Source organism: Ornithinibacillus sp. 4-3, assembly GCF_040958695.1.
Classification (GTDB): Bacteria; Bacillota; Bacilli; order Bacillales; family Amphibacillaceae; genus CALAMD01.
In genome coordinates, this window is the sequence record NZ_CP162599.1 from 2,616,342 (window position 1) to 2,637,837 (window position 21,496).

Here is a 21,496-nt window from a genome sequence, read left to right on the forward strand (position 1 = left end):
CTATTTATCTTGTAATCGAACTCGCGGATCGATAACTCCGTATAGTAAGTCGATAACTAAGTTAACAAATACATAAATTACTGTTACAAATAATACTACACCCTGGATTACTGAGTAGTCACGACGTTCAACTGAGTTAATAATTAACTGTCCAATTCCTGGAATGTTGAAAATTGTTTCCGTAACTGCCGCACCAGCCATTAGTGAACCTAATGTAGTACCTACAACTGTTAAAATAGGTAGAAATGCGTTACGTAATGCGTGTACATATACGATTTTTCTATCTTTAACACCTTTAGCACGTGCTGTTTTAATATAGTTTGTATTTAATACTTCTAGCATAGATGTTCTAGTCATACGAGCAATTAATGCAGCTTGGATTGAACCTAGTGCAATTGCTGGCATAATTAAATATTTCAAATGATTCCATAATCCATTACTTAATGGTTGATAACCAGCTACCGGTAACCAGCCTAGTTTTACTCCAAAGAATAAAATTAAGAATAGTCCAAGTAAGAAACTTGGTACAGACATTCCTAGTAAAGCGAATCCCATGATGGATTGGTCTGTAATTGTACCACGACGGTTAGCTGCTGCAATACCAATAGGAATCGCAATAATTAATGAAATTGCCATGGCGAGCGCGGCCACCGACAAGGTTGGTTTGAGATGATCAAAAATTGCTTGTGTAACAGGTTCTTTCATAAAGTAAGATGTTCCTAAATCCCCTTGTAAAACTCCAAGTACCCAATGATAATATTGCAAATGAATTGGTTCATTTAATCCTAATTGTTCACGAAGCTGTTCAATTTGTTCTGGTGTTGCTTCTTGTCCTAAAATAACTGCTGCTGGATCCCCAGGAGTTATATGAATGATTCCAAAGATTACAATGGAAACTACAAATAAAACGGGTATAACAGATAAAAGCCGTTTTATGATGTACTTTAACAAAGTTAACGCCCCCTCTAGTTCAAATTTTGTTGTTTACTTACTTTGTGTTTCGTCTTGGATGGGTTAAGACCTTCTCATTTTACGCTGTTCTCTTCCTAGCAATCTCTACTCTCTGAACATCTGAAAATTAAAATGTAAGCGGATTCCCGCAAATACAATATATAGAGAATAACACTACAACAGAGCTAGGTCAAGTGGAAAATTAAGTATACGCTTTCATACACGCAAAACGTTGACATATCAAGGGTTACACAAAAGAGAATCCTATGATTTTTCCCTTGTATTTCCATTGTTTTTTACTATTTTTTTCACCTGAAATAAATAGTAAAATTTAGAAAATTCTTTAGAAAATACAAATCTATTATCAACGCATATATTATATGAATTTGGTATAATAATTTCACTTTGAGAAGCTTATCCTGCCGTACTAGATATTCATCATATAATATGAAGCTTTTATCTAGTAGAAAATGTGCTCTCATTCGAACAAAAATTACGAAGTGTTTATTCATGCTCGTTTTAATGAAGCGAAGAGTTTCAACTGGCTGTTAAGAAAAGTAGAAAACTTCTGATTTACTATTGAAATTTCATTTGTGTCAATATCATTTTACTAATAACTGAGATAATATAAACATTGCTACCATTCAAATAGTATTTCAGCTACTTTTTGCTACACCTCCTAACAAATAATTCGCATCTGCTTAACCTTTTGTCAAAAAAACAATACATTTGTCTATTAATGCAAACAAAGAGAGAAACTCGTCAGTTCGCACTTCATAACTTTGATTAAGTTGCGCTATATTTTTGTAATTATACCGAATGGAAAATAATAAGTCAATAAACTCTATAACAAGGAAAGTGATTAAAATGAAACTCCTAGCAATCTATAAAATCTAATTAATAACTAGCAAATATATGAAATAATTTACTCTGTTTAAAAGACAAATTCCAACATTTTTCAGCAAATTTTTAATCTAGTTTAAATTTTTCCTTCATATATAAGTATTTATCTCAATTCTTTTCTAGCAACTTTTTCTAACAACTTAACAGTAGGCTCCATTACCGCTTCATCTATATCAAATTTTTGATGATGATGTGCAGCAGGGATTGGCGTTCCAACAATCATATAAGTACCTTTTCCGCCACACTTTTGTACACGCTTGATTAATAAACTCGCGTCTTCTCCACCATTTGCTTGACCATATCTATTTAAGGAGTCAAATTCTTTTATTTCCTTCGCTTCTTCTAGCACTAGGTCAATGAGTTCTTCATCACAAGTAATCGTTGTTCCTTTTCCAATAATAAAGGTTTCTTCTTTTAATTCATGCATTTCTGCACTATTTGATAAGATTGTTCTTACGCGTTTTTCAAGATCCTCATTAATTTCTTCAGAATCTGCTCTCGTTTCTGATACCATTTTGGCAAAGTAAGGTGTTATATTAGATGCTGTTCCACCTTCTAATATTCCTACTCCTACCCGAGTTGATCCGCCACTGTATCTTGGTAATGAATGGATATTAATCAGAGCTGTCGCTGCACCTAATAAAGCATTTCTGCCTGTTTCAGGCGACATTCCAGTGTGTGATGGGATACCATGAAAATGTGTTAACATTTTTGTGGTTGCTAACCAATCTGTAGAGCCTGCATAGATTGCTCCTAATGGATATCCAAAACCTAGATGTAAACAATAAATGCTTTGCACATCATCTACATGACCTTTTTCTGCAACAGCATGTGCTCCACGCGCGCCTTCTTCAGCAGGCTGAAAAATAAGCTTTACTGTACCAGAAAATTGTCGATCAGCTAACTTTTCCGCCAAGCCTATGCCTATCGCAGTATGTGCATCATGGGCACAAGCATGCATGTTTCCTTCAAACTTAGAAATAAAGCCTTCTTTAGAAGGGAGATGGTCTGCATCTTTGCTTTCCTGTACTGGTAAAGCATCCATATCAAAACGAAAGGCAATTGTAGGTCCAGGTTCTTTTCCTTCTAATACTCCAATAACAGCAGTAAGCCCCCCCTTCATTCTTTCAACAATTTCTCTGTTAGCTCCATGCTCTAAAGCTCTTTCATATGCTTCTGTTAGTTCATCATCATCAGGGAGTCCACGTCTAGCTGCTTTATCCAATGCATCCTCACCATAAATCACTTGATACCCTAAAGAGTCCAATATTTCTACCACTTTACTTGCTGTACGAAATTCTGTAAATCCTACTTCTGGGTACTGATGTAAATCACGTCTTAGTGCAATAATATCCATTTTCTTCACCCTTTTATAAAAATTTTTAATTACTCAAATTCACTAGCGTCGCATTAAAAAACAAAAGTATAAAGTAAAATACTGAATTTTCTTTAACTATATTTTTCCATAAAAAAATCCTTTATAATGGGGTTTGGTAGTAAACTATCCAAATCCAATATAAAGGACATACACATGGATAAGTTTACACGAAAAACATCATTTGAACAATGGTTTTCACCGATTTCGACTGAACTTTTTAATGAAATGGTTGGAAACTTTCAATTAGATTACTATACAAAGAAGCTTTATATGGCGCCATTCATGAAGTTACTGCTGTTTGCGCAACTTCATGGTACCGAAAGTTTACGGGCGTTAGCTGACGCTGTTTTTTCAGATGATCTTCAAAAAGCAGTTGGGTTTGAATCCATTAGCTTTTCACAATTAGGCAGAAGACTAAATGAAGTGCCTACTTCTTTTTTTGAAGCCATCTTCTTAAATCTAGTAGCGAAAATTCATGAAAAAACAGACTTTCAGCACAGAAGAAAAACGTCTACACCTTGGATGTTGATTGATTCTACCACATTACCTTTAAATTTAACGAATCACAGATGGGCTGAATTCCGAAAAACAAAGTCTGGCGTAAAGCTTCATCTGCGCCTTGTATTTATGGAAAAAGGCCTTTCTTATCCGGACAAAGCAGTCATGACGAACGCAATAGAACACGACCGTGGACAGTTAGAAGTATTTGTTGACGATAAAGAATGCATGTACGTTTTTGACCGTGGCTACTTGGATTACGAGCGTTTCGATCGCATGACAGATGACGGCTATTTCTTTGTATCACGTTTAAGGAAAAACGCTGTCGTTCGGGTAATTAAAACACTTGAAGTTCCATCAAACTCATCTATTTTATCAGATGAAATGGTCGTTCTCGGATCAACTCAAAACCGAACAGAACACGTTTTTCGTAAAATAAAAGTACTGGATGATAAAGGGAAAGAACTCACGTTAATTTCAAATCGGTTTGACATTAGCGCAGTTGAAATCGCCGATGTTTACAAGTCCAGATGGGCAATCGAACTCTTTTTCAAATGGATGAAACAACATCTCTCAATCAAAAAGTTCTACGGGCATAGCGAACAAGCAGTCCATAATCAAGTGTACGTAGCGATGATTGTCTATTGTTTAAACGTACTCGCGCAGCTAAGCACAAACAGCTCGCGGACTTATCTCCAAATCAGTCGTTATTTAAAAGCCGCAATTTGGAAATCTGCCCATATTTGGATTCGTAAAATCAAAGGAAAAGGTGTCCCGTAAAACTTTTTAATTTTTGTCGCACTCGTCTTTGGCTATAGTCAAAAAAATGGATGTTTACTACCTTTGTTTAGGTGCTTTCAATTTTTTCTTTAAAACCAGAAATGTAGTTCAGAACATTCTGCATTTATTTATGCGACGCTAGTGACTCAAATTACATAAAGCTTACTTTGCATGAGTATAATGTACAAAAACCTTTCAGAATTAACAAGTCCATTTAGCGTAAAAAAAGAGACGTGCAGCCGGTTTTTTAGCTTAACACGTCTCTCCTTATTCTTACACTAAGATTATTCAGAAACAGTTACGTTCCAGAAAATTGGTCCTGTGTTGTTAGTAATACCTTTAACATTTTTTGTATGTCCATATAGAGAGTGGTATCCACCGAAATGTACAATTGGTACTAGCTCTTCCCAAGCATACAACTGTAATTCATCCCATAATTCTTTAGCTTCTTCAATTGTAGGTGCACCTTCAATTGCCGCCATAGTTTCCTCTACATATGAATCATCCATTCCACCTGCCCAAGTTGTACTCATACCGATTAATTGAGGTGGTGTACTTACTGTAGAAGATGATGTCATGAATGCATCCCAAGCACCTAAATCATTTTCACGCTTGTCTAATAAAGATGGCCAATCATATACCTCTAATACAGCATTAATTCCTGCTTGCTTTAATTGCTCTTGAATTACAACTCCAGAGTTATAATGGTGATCATAATCACGAGTAGTCATAATTCTAAATTCTTCATTATTATAACCAATTTCATCAAGAAGTTCTTTAGCTCTCTCAGGATTTGCTTGGTTGTAATATTCATTACCAGCATCTGTTAACCATGGCTCAATGTACATATCCATGTATCCAGAATCTAACCAGAAGAAATCTTCATCTGGAAATGCTGCAAACATCACTTGCTCTGCATCTAATGCTGCATTAACCGCTTGACGGAACTTAGGATCTGTAGCAATTCCTTGTACTTTATTAAGACCCATCATTTGGTTCGCAGATGGAGTTAAAATTGTTTCTAAGTTATCATCTGCTAATAACGCATCATAATTATCGTATGGAATACCGTAAGCAAAGTCATATTCACCAGTTTGTAAACCTGCTAAACGAGTAGAAGAATCATTTACAATGTAGATATAAATTTCATCTACTAAAGCTTCTTTTTTACCAGATAATCCATCTGCTGGTAAATCAACTGGCTGATATTCATCATATTTTACATAATGAATATATTGATCTTGTTTCCACTCTTCAAATTTGAATGGTCCTGTTCCAATAAATTCAGTAATTACTCCATCAGAAGCATTATCGATAACCTCTTTAGGCATAATAGCAGCAGCTTGTTTTGCAGATGCCATTGTATCTAAAGTTAATGATGAAGGAGATTGTAATTCTAAAATAACTGTGTAGTCTCCATCAGCTGTCCAAGTTGCATCATTAAAGATATTACCAGTTACAGAAGATTTCTCTAACCATCTTTCCATAGAAGCAATAACATCTTCTGAAGTCATTTCTTCTCCATTATGGAATTTAACGCCTTCTCTTAAATTAATCGTGAATGTTTGGTTATCTTCTGTTTCAATGCTTTCTGCTAGCATCATCTCTGGCTCGAAATTCTCTTTAGTCGTTACTAGTGTTTCGAAAATAAGTCTTGACGCATCACGTGCAGCAGTTGCTGTACTTGTTGGTTGGTCAAGTGTTGGTGGAGCAGCATCTATTGCAATTCTTAATGTTCCGCCAGCTTCACCTTGTGCTTCTTCGTCATCACCATCATTGTTATCTGTTTCGTCAGATGATGTATTATCACCAGAATCTGAATCATCATTTCCTCCAGAATCTGAACTACATGCAGCTATAACTAGCATTAAAGCTGCTAATAACATAAGAAATAAACCATTTTTAAATAATTTCTTCATAATTGTCCCCCTAAATTCTGTTTTTAACATCTTTAATCGGTGTCTACCATACGCATTTCGATACGAATATTCTCTTGAAGGAGTTCTAATATCGAAAAAGATGCCTTACTTCGATGCAACACCTCACCTCCTTAAAATAATTCTCTACTCTATTCTCTACTCAACTATCATTACTAAACTATCATAATAAAACGCTTTCATAAGCATTCTTAATGAATCAATCCCCAACTATAAATTGGGTTTGCCATAACTGAATCATTATTATAGTAAGTTATGTAATAATTGTCAATATCTTCTGTGAAAGATGATTATTTTAATGAGTGCTACTTATTTTAATAGTTTGTATTTTTATTATTACATATAAAAGCGCTTTCATAAAGATGTTTAAAAAGAGTATAAAGCTTTATGTTTTCTATGTCAATTTAATTTTTCTTTAAGAGGATGTTCAAAAAGTCCAACAAAAATAATACATCGAACAGGGGAACTTCGACTAAGTTCCGACACGTCCTGTGGAAGTCCGCTACTCGAAGTACGTTGCCTTGAACTTTCGACGCACACGACGTGCTACGACATACAGGATGTACTAGTGCAGATGTCGCTCGCGTGACGTTGCGTACTTAATCTGTATTCCTCTAGTATTGCTCTCGTGACATTGCAAACTTAACCGATGACGGCTCTTTTTATTGACCTTTTTAAAAACGCACTTTAACTAATATTTATACTATTTATTAATCTATTATTATACAAAAAAATAGAGGAAGCATTCGCCTCCTCTTTATCTTTCTTATTCAGATACAGTTACATTCCAGAAAATTGGTCCTGTAGACGTTTCAAGTCCCTTAACTTTCGTATTATGACCATATAAGGCATTGTAACCACCAATATGAACAATTGGTAAATATTCTTCCCATAGTTTACCTTGCAGCTCTTCCCAATATTCAAATGCTTCTTCTTGTGTCGGAGCTGTTTCAATGCTTGAAATCAATTCTGATACTTCAGGATATACTCCACCAAATCTTGGGCTTAATCCAATTAATTGTGGTGGTGTACTTACTGTTGAAGCTGAAGTCATGTACATATCCCACTCTGATGGTCTGTTTCCTTGGATATCAAGAACAGTTGGCCAATCATAAATTTCTAATGTTACATTTAGACCAGCCTGCTTTAATTGTTCTGTCACAATAACAGATGTATTGTAATGGTGATCATAATCACGAGTAGCTAAGAATTTGATTTCTTCTCCATCATAACCAAACTCATCTAAAATTTTCTTCGCTTCTTCTACATTTGCTTGATTATAATGCTCTTTCCCAGCTTCTGTATACCATGGTGTAATATTCATATCCATGTATCCAGAATCTAACCAGAAGAATTCAGGGTTTGGAAATGCACCTAACATTACTTCATTACTATCAATAATCATATTAATTGCTTTACGAATTTCAGGATTCGTAGAAATTCCTTCTAGATTGTTAAAACCGATCATTTGGTTAGAAGATGGTGTTAAAATTGTTTCAAGATTTTCATCTGCATTAATTTGATCATAGTAATCATATGGAACTCCATATGCAAAATCATATTCTCCAGTTTGCAAACCAGCGATACGAGTTGATGTATCAGGTACAATGTATAAGTAAACTTCATCAACTAGAGCTTCTCTTTTCCCTGATAATCCAGATGCTGGAGTATCTAAAGGTTGATAATCTTCAAACTTTGTATAGTGAATATATTGATCCTGTTTCCATTCTTCAAATTTGAATGGACCTGTACCAATATACTCATCCACACCTTCAACAGGTGCATTTTCTACTATTTCTTTTGGCATAATTCCAGCCGCTTGTTTAGCAGATGCTAATGTATCTAGTGTTAGAGAAGATGGATTAGCTAATTCTAAAACTACTGTGTAATCATCTTCCGCTGTCCATGTAGCATCCTTGAATACGTTACCAGTTACTGTTGAAATCTCCATCCAACGATACATCGAAGCAACAACATCTTCTGCTGTCATTTCTTCTCCATTGTGGAATTTGATTCCTTCTCTTAATTTAAATGTATATGTCTGGTTATCCTCTGTATCTACACTTTCTGCAAGCATTGGTACAGCATTAAAATCTGCATCTGTTGTCATAAGGCCTTCAAAAACAAAGCGTGCTGCATCACGTGCTGCAGTCGCCGTACTTACTGGCTGATCTAAAGTTGGTGGTGGACCATCAATCGCAATTTTTAAAGTCCCTCCACTTGTCCCTTCCTCTGATCCTTCATCATTATCTGTTTCTTCACTACTTGAATCATTATTTGATTCATTTTCACTTTCATTGTCAGAATCTGTTGAAGAATTACAACCTACTAGTACAAAAGCGAGTAATAATACAAATAAAATTAACTTAAAATTTTTCACAAATTTCTCCCCCATACTTATATCTATACTATAATTCTATTAAAAAAATATGTACTCCTTTCTTATTTCGACATATAAAAGCGCTTTCATTTTCGATAATAAATTACAGTTTGTAATTTATAGCTAATTATATTTACCATTGTTAAAATTGTCAATTTTTATTTTTCACGCAAAAAAAAGAGCTAGAAAAGCATATCCAATTCTCTATCTACAAAGCTACTAGCTCTTTAGACAGAAAATCTATCATGCATAATCTAACTCTTCTCTCATCATTCAATTATTCATTAATAGATACGTTCCAGAAAATAGGACCTGTTAATGTTTCAATACCTTCTACTTTTTTGTTATGACCATAAAGTGTGTTATAACCACCAAGGTTCACAATTGGTAAATATTCTTCCCATAGTTTACCTTGTAGCTCATCCCAATATTCAAATGCTTCTTCTTGTGTCGGAGCTGTTTCAATTTCTGAAATTAAATCTGACACTTCAGGATATACTCCACCAAATCTTGGGCTTAATCCGATTAATTGTGGTGGTGTACTAACTGTAGAAGCAGATGTCATATACATTTCCCACTCTGATGGTTGATTCCCTTGAATATCAAGAACTGTTGGCCAGTCGTAAATTTCTAACTTAACATTTAAACCAATTTCCTTTAATTGTTCTGTAACTACTAAAGAAGTATTATAGTGATGATCATAATCACGAGTAGCCAAGAAACGTACCTCTTCCCCATTATAATCACTTTCTTCTAATAACTTCTTAGCACCTTCAATATCTGCCTGATTATAATGTTCTGAACCAGCCTCTGTATACCAATTCACAATGTCTCTATCCATATAACCAGAATCTAACCAGAAAAACTCTGGGTTCGGGAATGCTGCCATCATAACTTCTTCATTATTGATCGCCATGTTAATTGCTTGGCGTACTTTAGCATCTGTAGCAATACCTTCCAAATTGTTAAAACCAATCATTTGGTTAGCAGCCGGAGTCAGAATTGTTTCAAGATTTTCATCTCCATTAATTTGACCATAATAATCATATGGAATTCCGTATGCAAAATCATATTCGCCTGTTTGTAATCCAGCAATACGAGTAGATGTATCTGTTACAATATATAAATAAATATCATCAATTAACGCTTCTTTTTTCCCTGATAATCCATCAGCTGGAGTATCTAGTGGTTGATAATCTTCAAATTTTGTATAATGAATATATTGGTCTTGTTTCCATTCTACAAATTTATATGGTCCTGTACCGATATATTCTTCAACTCCTGAAGCTGGTGCATTCTCTACTATTTCTTTTGGCATAATTCCAGCTGCTTGCTTAGCAGATGCCAATGTATCTAGTGTTAGAGAAGATGGGTTAGCTAATTCTAAAATTACTGTATAATCCCCATCTGCAGTCCATGTAGCATCATTAAATACATTACCAGTAACAGTTGATTGTTCCATCCAACGGTACATTGATGCAACAACATCTTCTGCTGTCATTTCTTCCCCATTATGGAATTTAATACCTTCTCTTAATTTAAAAGTGTATGTTTTGTTATCTTCTGTGTCCACGCTTTCTGCAAGCATTGGTACAGCTTGGAACTCTGAATCTGTTGTAAGAAGTCCTTCAAAGATAAAACGTGAAGCATCACGTGCTGATGTAGCAGTACTTACTGGCTGATCCAAAGTTGGTGGTGGTGCATCAATAGCAATTTTTAAAACTGAATTACCACTGCTGTTATTATCTCCTCCAGAACTCCCTTCATCATCTGAAGAACCACATCCGACTAATACAAGAGTAATTAGTAAAATAAGTAATCCAAATTTGTAGCTTTTCATAATTATCCCCCATTTCTATTTTTTCACTATCAGAAAGTATAAAATTTCAGCATGGATATATTATCCAAGCATTTAAATTTTCAAATTGATAGTATTAAATACATCTAAAGTAATCCTATAAGGTTTACTCCAGATCTTTCTATATCAAACCTTATAGGTTGATATCATAAATAACTTTCTTTAACATGGTAAAAAACGGTAATAAAGTAGAGCGCTTTCATATATTTCGACAAATTTCGACAAACCCATCCAAACATGTAACATGTTACATTCTCATAAAACGATTGTCAATACAAACAAAAGAAATCTAATAATAGAGAAATATTCATCATTTCACGAGAAAAAAATCATAATGTTAGAGAATCCTATAATAGCTTCATTTAACAAAAAAAAGCGTCTACTCCGTATCGAGTAAACGCGTTCAAATTAAATTCTCTTTTTTCCTTTTACCGCTAGATTCTCTGAAGAATTTAACTCCAGATTTAATTTCAAAAAGTTTAATCACCGAAAAATTTATAAGATACATAGGTTGATAGAATCACAAGTAAAAGACCAGCAACGATAATCACCTTTGCCCAATCACTTACTTTTCTTTTCCAAGTTAATTCTTCTTCATTCTTTTCTTCTACTTCATTTATTGTTTGCTCTTCATCTTTATTAAGCTTTTGTTTAATCCATCGCACTAATAAATGGAAAAATCCACTTTGAATAACAATCCATAAGAAACCTATGATTATACATATGATAGAAATATTATATACCGCTTCTATCCAAGTAGCGAAGGTAAATGGAGAAGCGTAGAGATACGTAAAAATAAATGAAACTGTAATAACGATATAAATAAATGCTGTAGCCATTTTAATTGTAAACATCATTTTTTTATTCTCCTAAAGACATTAAATAGTGATAAAGTAAGTCAATTGCATGAACAATATCATCGATAGAAGCCATTTCATGCGCATGTACATATCTTGTTGGTACTAAAATGCCTCCGGAAGGCACTCCTCCTTTTGCCAATTGAATGGTAGCCGCATCTGTTGTCCCTGCTGAAATCACTTCTAATTGAAATGGAATATGATTATCATAAGCTACTTTCTTCATTGCTTCCACTATTTTAGGTGGAGTGATTGAACCTTGACCGTTAGCTACTTTATCCATTAATTTAATGCTAGGACCTCCACCTAATTCTGAAATTCGTTCATGTACTGGGATTTGTGGTGTATCATTAGCAATTGTAATATCTAAAGCCACTGCTTCATCTGGTTCAATGGTATAGGCTGCAGTTAATGCACCACGACAGCCAACTTCCTCTTGTACTGTAAATACTGGATAAATATCAGGTACTTCAGGATTATTTTCATTAATATATTTCATTGTTTGAATAAGAACGAACATTAATAAGCGATTATCTAAAGCACGACCCAAAATTTTATTTTTGCCTAGCTGTTTAAATTCATAATCAATTGCTACTGTATTTCCAATTTCGATTCCTAGATCACTAATATCTCCTAGATCACTTGCGCCTACATCTATAAAGAATTCATTTACTTCAGGAATTGTTGTCATCTGCTTAGGGCGTCCAGGATTAATACTATTAATAACACCTGGAATAATGCCCTTCTTCGTTTTAACTACACAGGTACGAGAAAATAAATTTTGTGGTCGCACTCCACCAATTTTTTCAGCATATAAGAAACCATTATCATCAATATGGCGAATCATTAAGCCAATTTCATCTAAGTGAGCAGCAACCATTACCTTCTTTTTCCCGTTACCTGATTTTTTAGCAATCAAATTCCCTAATGCATCTACCTTCATCTCATCTACATAAGTACCTATTTCTAATTTAACAAGCTCTGTTACATCTTCTTCATAGCCAGAAACACCATGTGCATCACAAAGCTGCGGTAGTTTTTCTAATAAATCCTGTCTAATTTTTTCTTTATTCATACCTACACATACCCCTCTGAGCGAATTTTAAATAAATTTATAAAATTAATTATATACGATTCTCAGAGGTATGTATAAAAATTTCACATGATGAAGCGAGGATTTCCTATTATGATACTATTTAGCGATCGTATTATGACTGGGTAGACATCCCATTTCAATTATAATACTTATTCTTCTCGCTTTATATGTGGTTCAATTTCCTCCGCTAGTTCAACTTGCAATTGTCTAATGATTGGCTCATCTTTATCCATCACATTTTCTCCTAAATAAATATGGTAAAGCGCCTCACAAATAGCTATTAAATAAGCTGCAGCAAAGGATATTACTATACTAGAAACTCCCGTTTGGACAAATATAGAGCTTAAAAAAATTAGCAACGCAAATGTACTTACAAACTCAATAATTGGTGTAATTAAATAGCCGAAACGAGCAAAAAGAAACAGATCAACGATAAAAGTGAGGCCTGAGACTAGAAATACAATAAATAGTAACTCCGTCATTGATAAATGGTAGAAGATACTAAACAAAGAGAAAATCACAACTGTAGTAAAAATTAGTTTAATCGCAAATGCCGGAATATATTTTATCAATTAAAAACACCCTTTCTTTTTTATAGTATGTGCATGACAGAACCAAACTATTAGAAAATTTTCCAGGCACTTACCAATTACGAAAGGTTATTTTTAAAAGAGGCTGATTAATCCTATAATAAATTACTTCATACAATAGAAAGAATCCACTTGACTGTAACCTAACGTTACAGTTTAAACTATAGCTATTCAACAGATTGAGGTGTGTAAAAATGGATATAAAAACTGTAAGATCAGACAAAATTTATAGAGATTTAATTAGTAGAGAAGACAAAAGAGCATATTTTCGTGAAAATGTATTGAAGCCCTTCAAACCTAAATTTGATATTCAACAAGTCCCTTTGGAATCAAATAGTTTTGATGTTTTCAATGTTCTTGAAATGCTTCATTATTTACCAGAAGAAGTTAATTCATCGCATGTTTCTGAAATAGATTTAATTAGTTCTGATGAATTATGGGAAAATTGCCGTGCTTCCCTTGCTCAGTCCTTAAAAATATTTAAGGATAATGGGATTAAACTAAATGTTTCTGAGTATTTATTTACAATACTTTTAGGTAGACGGGATAATCATCTCTTTCGTTTAAATCATGGATGTATTGGGGAAGGAGGAATACCTGGCTATATTACTATTTCTATTACACCAAATAAAGAATCAATTCAGCGAATTCCAGGTGTTATAGCACATGAAATTAACCATAATGTTCGCTATCAATATATTCAATGGACAGAAAATGTATCCTTGGCAGAGTGGGTCATTGCGGAAGGTTTAGCAGAAAATTATGTAGAATCTATATTAGGGAGTTCTTATCTTGGTCCCTGGGTCACAAAAACAGATCTAGATATGCTCAATAATCTAATCAAGCCTAGCTTCAAAGATAAAATGGCACTTTCAGGTATGGAAGCTATTATGCCTTATATTTATGGAGATGATGTTATCATTGCACAAGGTGGTGCTCCTATAGGTTTACCTTATGCGGCTGGTTATACGCTGGGCTATTATTTGATGAAACATTATTTGGCTGAAACTGGAAAAAATGTAGTTGAAGCAACTATTCTTGAACCAAATAAAATTTTAAAAGAGGTAGATAGCTTTTGGAATTAAAATATTCAGTTAAAGATATTTGTTATATCACAGGAGTTTCTCGTAGAACACTACATTTTTATGATAAAGAAGGTATTTTAGTACCTGATAAGGAAGCCAATGGTTACAGAAAATATAGTCAATCTGACTTGGAAAGATTACAATTTATTTTCTTTCTAAAAAATCTTGGCCTATCTTTAAAAGAAATAAAGCACGTCATCAGCATCACAAAAACGGAGCAAAAAGAGTATCTAAAGAAATACCAAAAACAATTATATGAACAGCAATATCAACTTCATACTACAATAGATAATTTACATCGTTTCCTAAATGGGGACAGCTTATTGGAATTTAATAGTTTCAGTCAAAAGTTAACTTCTCTGAATGATCAATACAATAAAGAAGCGAGAATAAAATATGGTCATACAGAACAATACAAAGAATATGAAGCAAACCTAGCTTCAATGAATGAGGAAGAACTACAAAACTTTAATAAAAATATTACTCATCGAGTAGAATCAATCTACCAAAATCTAGCCAATTGGTCAGATGACTCTCCAGACTCTGATAGAATTCAAAGAGAGATTGTTAAACTTCACAATTGCTTCAATAAGACGATGAGTTGTTCATTAGATTTATTTCTCTATATTGCAGAACAGTTTGTAGCAGATAATCGTTTTCAAAATTACTTTATAAAATTTGGATATAACGAATTGCCAACTTTTATTTATAAAGCAGTACAATATTATTGTCAGGAAAAATCTACTGATTAATTAACTTTAAACATGTTTTTCCCACGATATAAGAGTTTTTATGCTAAAAATACCTCTATTCATATCAGTTATAATAACTAAAATAGACACCTCCATTTTAAGAGGTGTCTATTCAATAAAAGCATCTTGCTATTCTAAGCTGCTTCATTAAATCAAAAACGGGTATTTGATTTTCACTCTGTTTTTACAGATAATTCTTTAACACTCTCAATTTCTATCCCATTTAATGCTTGACTGGCAAGTTGATCAGCTTCTTTATTCTCATTTCTAGAAACTAATTCAAATATAGGATCGATTCCTAGCTCTTTAATTTTTCCTTCTATTCGGTCTAACCAACGAGCAAGCTCCTCTTCGTAGCATGGCCAACTCTCATTTAATTGATTAATAGCAACCATCGAATCACCAATTATATGTACATCCAGATGATGTACTCCCATCACTTCTAATTCCTTCAACGCTAAATGTAACGCTGCATATTCCGCATCATTATTAGAAACTAACCCTTTAACCAAGGCGTTTTTACGAAGCCGATACTTTTTATTATTTTGCTCATAATAAATAACAATACCAAGACCAGATTCCATTGTTTTTCGATGATAACCTCCATCAAAATAAATTTTAATATGATGGGGTTCTGTTTGCACATCTTCCATAAATCGTTTGAGTTCTTTTAAATTCCAAGAACGATCATGCTTGTCTACAAAAGAAAGATGCTTTAATCGACCTGTCTGCATCAAATCCTCTGCTATTACAATAGCTTGTTCTGCTTCAAGGAAATCAGAAGAAAATAATGCTTCTAATCCTCTTTTGGTTTTATATGTTGCATGAATAATTACTTGCAAGGAATCCACCTCCTGTATATGTTTGGGTTATTTGTGCCTGCAGATTCCTGTTGTTATTAGGTTGAGCTTATTTAATCGTTTCATGCACATCTCTGATTAATTGTGGTAACCAATCTTGTAATGCCGTGAAAGAAAAACCCATCCCTGCTGCTTTATCTGTGTTTAAATATCTAGTCATATACACACCATAAGGAGATTCCTTCTCCTCTTCTGTAGTAATAATTACTTCCTTGTTCAAAAGATCACCAATTTGATGCATTAAGGTTTCCATTGAAATGACACCTGTTGCACAAGCATTAATTGGCCCTTCATAATCAGAATCACCAATCCATGCAAGGAAATCACCTGCTTCTTTTTGATGAATAAAACGCATTTCTACAGATGGATCTACAAAATAAACAGATTCTCCATGATGAATCGCCTTGATATAGTGCAATAATCGTTCTGTGTAATCATCCATCCCTAATACAATTGGGATACGTAATGCAACTACTGGAAATACTCCTTTTTGAAAATAATAGGCTTCTGCCTGACGCTTTCCTTCCCCATAAGAAACTTCGTCAGCTTTTACCATTTTTAATGCATAAGTATAAGGATCAAACGCTGTTTCATTCAGATCTGGACCTCGATCATATACTGCACCTGAAGATGTAAAAACATAACGTTTAATTTTTCCTTCTAAGGCTTGAGACATTATTTCTGCATCTATAGAAGTATAACAAAGCTGATCAAAGGCAATATCCCAGCTTTTTCCTGCTAATGCTTCTTTTAATGCTTCTCCATCAAAGCGATCTACTTTTATTCTTTTCACACGATCACCAAATGGATCTGGACTACTTTGTCTAGTCGCAACAGTAACTTCTACCCCTTTACTTAATAAAGCTTCCACTAAATTCCTTCCGAAAAAACGAGTTCCTCCAAATACTAATGCCGTTTTCATCTCATATCTCCTCTACCTCTTAAATGATTTCACTATATTTATATTAACAAAAATTTCCGACATTTTAAATTAAATAATAGAAGCTTCGCAAAAAGTTGTTATCTGCAAAGCTTCTATTTTTAATCTATTTGTTTCGGAAGACCTGCTTGATATCTGCCTTTTCTAAATGGCATCCACCAATTCCATTTACCAAATAATTTCATTAAGCTTGGCACAAGCATAAGACGAATAATTGTTGCATCAATTGCTATTGCAATCGCTATCCCAACTCCAATTTGTTTTACTGGCATTACATCTGTAAAAGCAAATGCCCCTGTTAACACAATCATAATTAAAGCAGCTGATGTAATAATCTTACTGGTTATCGCCAAACCTTCGACCGTAGCATGATCATTATTTAATGTTTTTGCATATTCCTCTTGTATTCGAGAAATTAAAAATACCTCATAATCCATACTTAAACCAAAGACAAGGCTAAATACAATCACAGGAATAATCAATGCAATCGTACCTGCCTCCATTCCAAAATGGCCATACTGGAATATATACACTAAAATCCCAAACGTTGCTCCTAATCCAATAATATTCATCATAATTGCTTTTAACGGTATTAGAACAGAACGAAATGCAATCATTAGTACAATAAATGTTGTAATAATAATCGAAGAAAGAACAATCCATATTTTATCAAAAATCTCATCAAAAATTTCTTGATTGAATCGAGCTACTCCTCCAGCCAGTATTTCCTTATCGATTGGATTATCTTTTATCTCTCTGACCCAGTCTTGTGCTTCATCTGATTGTCCAGGCACCCGCAAGGTTACTGGAATAAATAAATGATCGTCTTGCACAAATGTTTCCCAAATCGGTAGGAGCTGTTCCTGCATTGGCGATTCCCAAGTTTGTTCCCATGCCTCCACAGAATCTATTTCACTAACAGAATAAATGGTTCCTACTTCCCCAACCAATTCATCCTCTTGCAAATACGATTCCCATTCTAAAATCTCTTCATAGCCTTCTTTGTTATCCCAGCCCCCATCACGATCAGCAATCAGATAAACCATTGTTTCTTCATCTAAACCAAACTCCTCATCCACCGCTTCAAAAGCCTGTCGAGAATCATAGCTTGCTGGTAGAGAATCCATTTGCGGAATGGAGACATCCATATTTTTTATTGGAATAATTGCAATTCCTAATAAAACGAGTGCAGAAATCGTAATGATTACCGGACGTTTAATTACTCCATTAGCAAAAGTGCGCCAACGACTTGCTCCATTTTTCTTCAACTTAAGCACTTGCCATTTGTCAATTTTATCGCCTAGCAATAATAGAACAGCTGGTAGTAAAGTTAATGAATTCAATACCGCCATAGAAACAACAACCATTCCACCTATAGCAATACTTTGAAAGATATCTACTTGAATAAAAAGCAATGCTCCTAAACCAATAAATACACAAAAAGCAGAAAATAAAATAGAACGCCCAGCTGTTTGAATCGTCGTTGCAACTGCTGATTCAATGGAATGATTTTTCTTTTCTTCTCGATAGCGACTGATAAATAATAATGCGAAATCAATGCTTAATGCGAGCACTAACATTGGAATAATATTCAATACAAAAATAGATAAATTAACTTCTGCACCAATCCATGTCATAATCCCAAATGTAGAAACAACTGCTGATACACCAATAATGATTGGAACTAATGATGCAACAATTGTTCCGAATGCTACTAATAAAACAATGATCGCAATCGGTAAACCAATCGCTTCTGCAACAATTAAATCACGTTGACTGGCTGTATTAATATCTTGAGTAATTGCAGAGGAACCTGTTAAAGTTATTCCATTTTCATCTGCTATTGCTTCACGAATTTCTGTTACAATTGCTGACATATCTGCATCTTGATCATCAAAATGTAATAAAGCATAGGATAAATGTTCTTTATATAAATCAGAATTTTCTAAGGGAGATTCAATGCTTGAAGTCAAATCTAAGTCATCTACTTCCTTTAATACATCTTCAATTAACCCATCTTCAACATCTTCAAAAACAAGAAACATAGATTCAACTGGCATCGAAAATTGTTCTGAAGTCATTTCCGTTACTTCCGCATACTCTCCATCCATTTCAAAGCCATCCCCTTGAAGCATGGAAGGCAAACGAATTGCTAATATGCCCATCAGTATTATAAAAACAAGCCAAACTAAAATAATCCATTTATAACGATTAATCACTATTTGTGTGAATTTTGACATCTCATAGTTCCTTCCTTTTCATTTAATATCTTTAGTTTAGCGCTTTTTGGGAATAACAGGTACTGATTTTTATGTAAATTTAAGCACATTCTGAAATTTATGACCGAAAAGCGCAAGTCGCGCCCTTACAGGCTAAGAACGCGACGTCACGAGCACAACGTCCTGCACTAGCACATCCTATGCGTCGTAAAAACGTAGAGATTGGAGTGGCACAACCGAGATAAAGGAAACATACCCATTTAGGGGTATCCAACGTTAGGCTTTAGCCTGGTTTTAGTCGGGCTTCCTTATAAAACAGAACCGATGTTGACTTATTGTAGGGCGTGATGCGAAATCTCTTAGTTTTTGGCGCTCGGAGCTAGACAGCGCTACCCCTGAATAAGAAACAACCTGGAGAAAAATTTATACTTTCCTATGCATATAAAAAGCCTCATCTACTATTCTCATACAGATGAGGCGATATAACTTTAAATTACTAACATTCTATGATTTATTTAGTCAAATGATGAATCATAAACTTAACAAGCTCACTATATTCACGTACTTTATTTTCTACCTTATGTGTAACATGTCCTTCATTTGGGAAGACAATATATTCTACTTCTTTTCCTAATTCTTTTAGTTTGTTTACCATTTGCTCTGATTCATTAATTGGCACTCTAGAATCATTTTGTCCATGGAAAACAAGTAATGGTGTTTGTACATTTTCTGCCAGGTTCAATGGAGCGATTTCATCAAAATACGTAGTATCTTCCTCTAATGTTCCATATTCACTTGAACGTAGCTTTCTACGCCATGGTCCTGTTTTTTCTAAAAACGTACGCAAATTAGACATTCCTACTAAATCCACAGCCACTTTCCATAGCTCTGGGAAATGAGTAATAGAAGAAAGCGTCATATAGCCTCCATAGCTAATTCCATAAATACCAATACGTTTTGGATCTACCTGATGAGCTTCAGCTAAATGTTTATTTAATGCAGCTAAATCACGAACAGCGTCCATTCGTTTACGACGATCATCTAATTTAATATATGTTCGACCATAACCATTACTTCCTCGAATGTTTGGAGTAACTACAGCAAATCCTTGGGATACTAAATATTGAATACCACCATAATATTCTCCCTTTGTTTGATTTTCTGGTCCACCATGCACATAAATAACAGCAGGTTTATTGGAGCCTTCTACCTTCCCATAATATAAATAAGGAATTCCTCTACCATCAAACGATGTGAAAATACGTGTTTCCGGATCTACCCATAAATGTTCAATCTCTGGATTTTCGCTAAAGAAAGTAATTCGCTTTAATTGTTCACTATTTAAATTGTACTTCCAAATATCTCCTGGACACTTTGGAGATTTCATCGCAAACACAAATTCATCATCTGAAACCCAAGCAAGTGAACTCACTACACCGCGAAGTAATCCTGGAATTTCTTTCACCTCGCTTGAGACTGTATCACATAAAATTAATCGAGAAAATCCTGCTTCATTTAAAGTGTATAAAAATTTTTCACCATTCGGTGAGAGTTTCAATTCTTCCATATCCCATTTTACATCATGAGTAACCTTGATTAGTTCATTTGGTTTATCCATGCTAAAATACGCAACATACATTGTCTCTGCATCTATATCTGTTAACACAAAGCCTTCCTCATGGCCTGGTTTTAATGCTAATGATTTATAACGAGCATCTTTATTTTCCACACCTATACGAACTAAATCACCTGAAGCAATGTTTAATTTATAAATTTCACTATCAATATTGGTTGTTGGAAATTCTAATAAGATATGTTCACCATCAGATAACCAAGATAATGGTGTACAATTGCCATCATTTTCAAAAACCGTATTTATTTCACCTGTTGCTAAATCCATAATAAAAACATCAAAAAAACCTGGATGTCGACGATTGCTTGAAAAGCTAATTTTCTGCCCATCTGGTGACCAGCCACCAAACTCATGGAAATATTTGGGTTCAACAACTAGCGGAGTTATTTTATTTCCATTTTCTTCTATTAAATACAGCTGATTTTTTTCATTACCATCTGTATCGACCTCTGCTATTGTACAATCACCGTTAGGAGAATGATAATAATTTCTTACAACATCATGTAGCTCTCCATAACGAACTGCTTCTCCTTCTTCATTTAATCTCCAAATTTGCGACATTCCTGTTTCATTAGATAAAAATGTAATCGTATTACTCTTTGGCATAACTTTCGTCTGATAAGCTGATTTTACCGATAAAAAAGCTTCAAGCTGTTGTTCGTTTACCATTTTATTACCTCACACTTCTTTCCATATTTAAAATTTACTTACTAAATACGCACCCAATATACAGAAATAATTATAACAATCTTCCACTAAAATAAACAGAATATTTCACC

Annotated in this window: 15 protein-coding genes; 3 read left to right on the forward strand and 12 right to left on the reverse strand. The window is 34.2% G+C overall.

The annotated features are described in order from the left end of the window. Both nikB and AB4Y30_RS12840 read right to left on the reverse strand, forming a co-directional pair. Window positions 1–951 carry a nickel ABC transporter permease gene (gene nikB / locus AB4Y30_RS12835; RefSeq protein ID WP_368652631.1) on the reverse strand — a complete coding sequence of 317 codons (951 nt, stop codon included), beginning with the start codon at window positions 949–951 and terminating at the stop codon, window positions 1–3. Window positions 952–1,957: 1,006 nt separating this feature from the next. After that, the gene (locus AB4Y30_RS12840; protein ID WP_368652632.1) at window positions 1,958–3,211 is read right to left on the reverse strand and encodes an amidohydrolase; all 1,254 of its coding nucleotides are present in this window, start codon (window positions 3,209–3,211) and stop codon (window positions 1,958–1,960) included. Window positions 3,212–3,385: 174 nt separating this feature from the next. On the opposite strand from AB4Y30_RS12840, the gene AB4Y30_RS12845 reads away from it, so the two are divergent. Further along, window positions 3,386–4,510 (forward strand): IS4 family transposase, encoded by a 1,125-nt coding sequence (locus tag AB4Y30_RS12845; RefSeq protein WP_368652633.1) that lies wholly within the window; start codon window positions 3,386–3,388, stop codon window positions 4,508–4,510. Between the two features lie 284 nt (window positions 4,511–4,794). Here AB4Y30_RS12845 and AB4Y30_RS12850 read toward each other — a convergent pair whose 3' ends face one another. From AB4Y30_RS12850 to AB4Y30_RS12875, 6 genes are all read right to left on the reverse strand, one after another. Then, entirely contained in the window at window positions 4,795–6,429 is a 1,635-nt protein-coding gene (locus tag AB4Y30_RS12850) for an ABC transporter substrate-binding protein (protein WP_368652634.1), read from the reverse strand. Between the two features lie 784 nt (window positions 6,430–7,213). Then, complete coding sequence (locus tag AB4Y30_RS12855; RefSeq protein WP_368652635.1) at window positions 7,214–8,827, reverse strand: ABC transporter substrate-binding protein; 1,614 nt, start codon at window positions 8,825–8,827, stop codon at window positions 7,214–7,216. A gap of 277 nt (window positions 8,828–9,104) precedes the next feature. After that, window positions 9,105–10,667 (reverse strand): ABC transporter substrate-binding protein, encoded by a 1,563-nt coding sequence (locus tag AB4Y30_RS12860; RefSeq protein ID WP_368652636.1) that lies wholly within the window; start codon window positions 10,665–10,667, stop codon window positions 9,105–9,107. Between the two features lie 497 nt (window positions 10,668–11,164). Continuing rightward, window positions 11,165–11,542 (reverse strand): DUF3899 domain-containing protein, encoded by a 378-nt coding sequence (locus AB4Y30_RS12865; protein WP_368652637.1) that lies wholly within the window; start codon window positions 11,540–11,542, stop codon window positions 11,165–11,167. Between the two features lie 4 nt (window positions 11,543–11,546). After that, window positions 11,547–12,617 carry a M42 family metallopeptidase gene (locus AB4Y30_RS12870; protein ID WP_368652638.1) on the reverse strand — a complete coding sequence of 357 codons (1,071 nt, stop codon included), beginning with the start codon at window positions 12,615–12,617 and terminating at the stop codon, window positions 11,547–11,549. A gap of 170 nt (window positions 12,618–12,787) precedes the next feature. Next, entirely contained in the window at window positions 12,788–13,210 is a 423-nt protein-coding gene (locus tag AB4Y30_RS12875) for a DUF2512 family protein (protein WP_368652639.1), read from the reverse strand. A gap of 212 nt (window positions 13,211–13,422) precedes the next feature. On the opposite strand from AB4Y30_RS12875, the gene AB4Y30_RS12880 reads away from it, so the two are divergent. Further along, the gene (locus AB4Y30_RS12880; RefSeq protein WP_368652640.1) at window positions 13,423–14,313 is read left to right on the forward strand and encodes a DUF2268 domain-containing protein; all 891 of its coding nucleotides are present in this window, start codon (window positions 13,423–13,425) and stop codon (window positions 14,311–14,313) included. Further along, window positions 14,304–15,065, forward strand: coding sequence for a MerR family transcriptional regulator (locus AB4Y30_RS12885; protein ID WP_368652641.1), 762 nt, complete (start codon window positions 14,304–14,306; stop codon window positions 15,063–15,065). Before AB4Y30_RS12880 ends, AB4Y30_RS12885 begins: the two co-directional genes overlap by 10 nt. Before the next feature lie 173 nt (window positions 15,066–15,238). On the opposite strand, the gene AB4Y30_RS12890 is transcribed toward AB4Y30_RS12885, so the two are convergent. The 4 genes from AB4Y30_RS12890 to AB4Y30_RS12905 all read right to left on the reverse strand — a co-directional run bounded on the left by AB4Y30_RS12890 (window position 15,239) and on the right by AB4Y30_RS12905 (window position 21,386). Continuing rightward, a complete protein-coding gene (locus tag AB4Y30_RS12890) occupies window positions 15,239–15,907 on the reverse strand; it encodes a reverse transcriptase-like protein (protein WP_368652642.1) in 669 nt (222 codons plus the stop codon). A 67-nt stretch (window positions 15,908–15,974) separates the two neighbouring features. Beyond that, on the reverse strand, window positions 15,975–16,847 hold the full coding sequence (locus AB4Y30_RS12895; RefSeq protein WP_368652643.1) for an NAD-dependent epimerase/dehydratase family protein: 873 nt from the start codon (window positions 16,845–16,847) through the stop codon (window positions 15,975–15,977). A gap of 119 nt (window positions 16,848–16,966) precedes the next feature. After that, entirely contained in the window at window positions 16,967–19,105 is a 2,139-nt protein-coding gene (locus AB4Y30_RS12900) for an MMPL family transporter (protein WP_368652644.1), read from the reverse strand. A 490-nt stretch (window positions 19,106–19,595) separates the two neighbouring features. Continuing rightward, window positions 19,596–21,386 (reverse strand): prolyl oligopeptidase family serine peptidase, encoded by a 1,791-nt coding sequence (locus AB4Y30_RS12905; protein WP_368652645.1) that lies wholly within the window; start codon window positions 21,384–21,386, stop codon window positions 19,596–19,598. Between the last annotated feature and the right edge of the window lie 110 nt (window positions 21,387–21,496).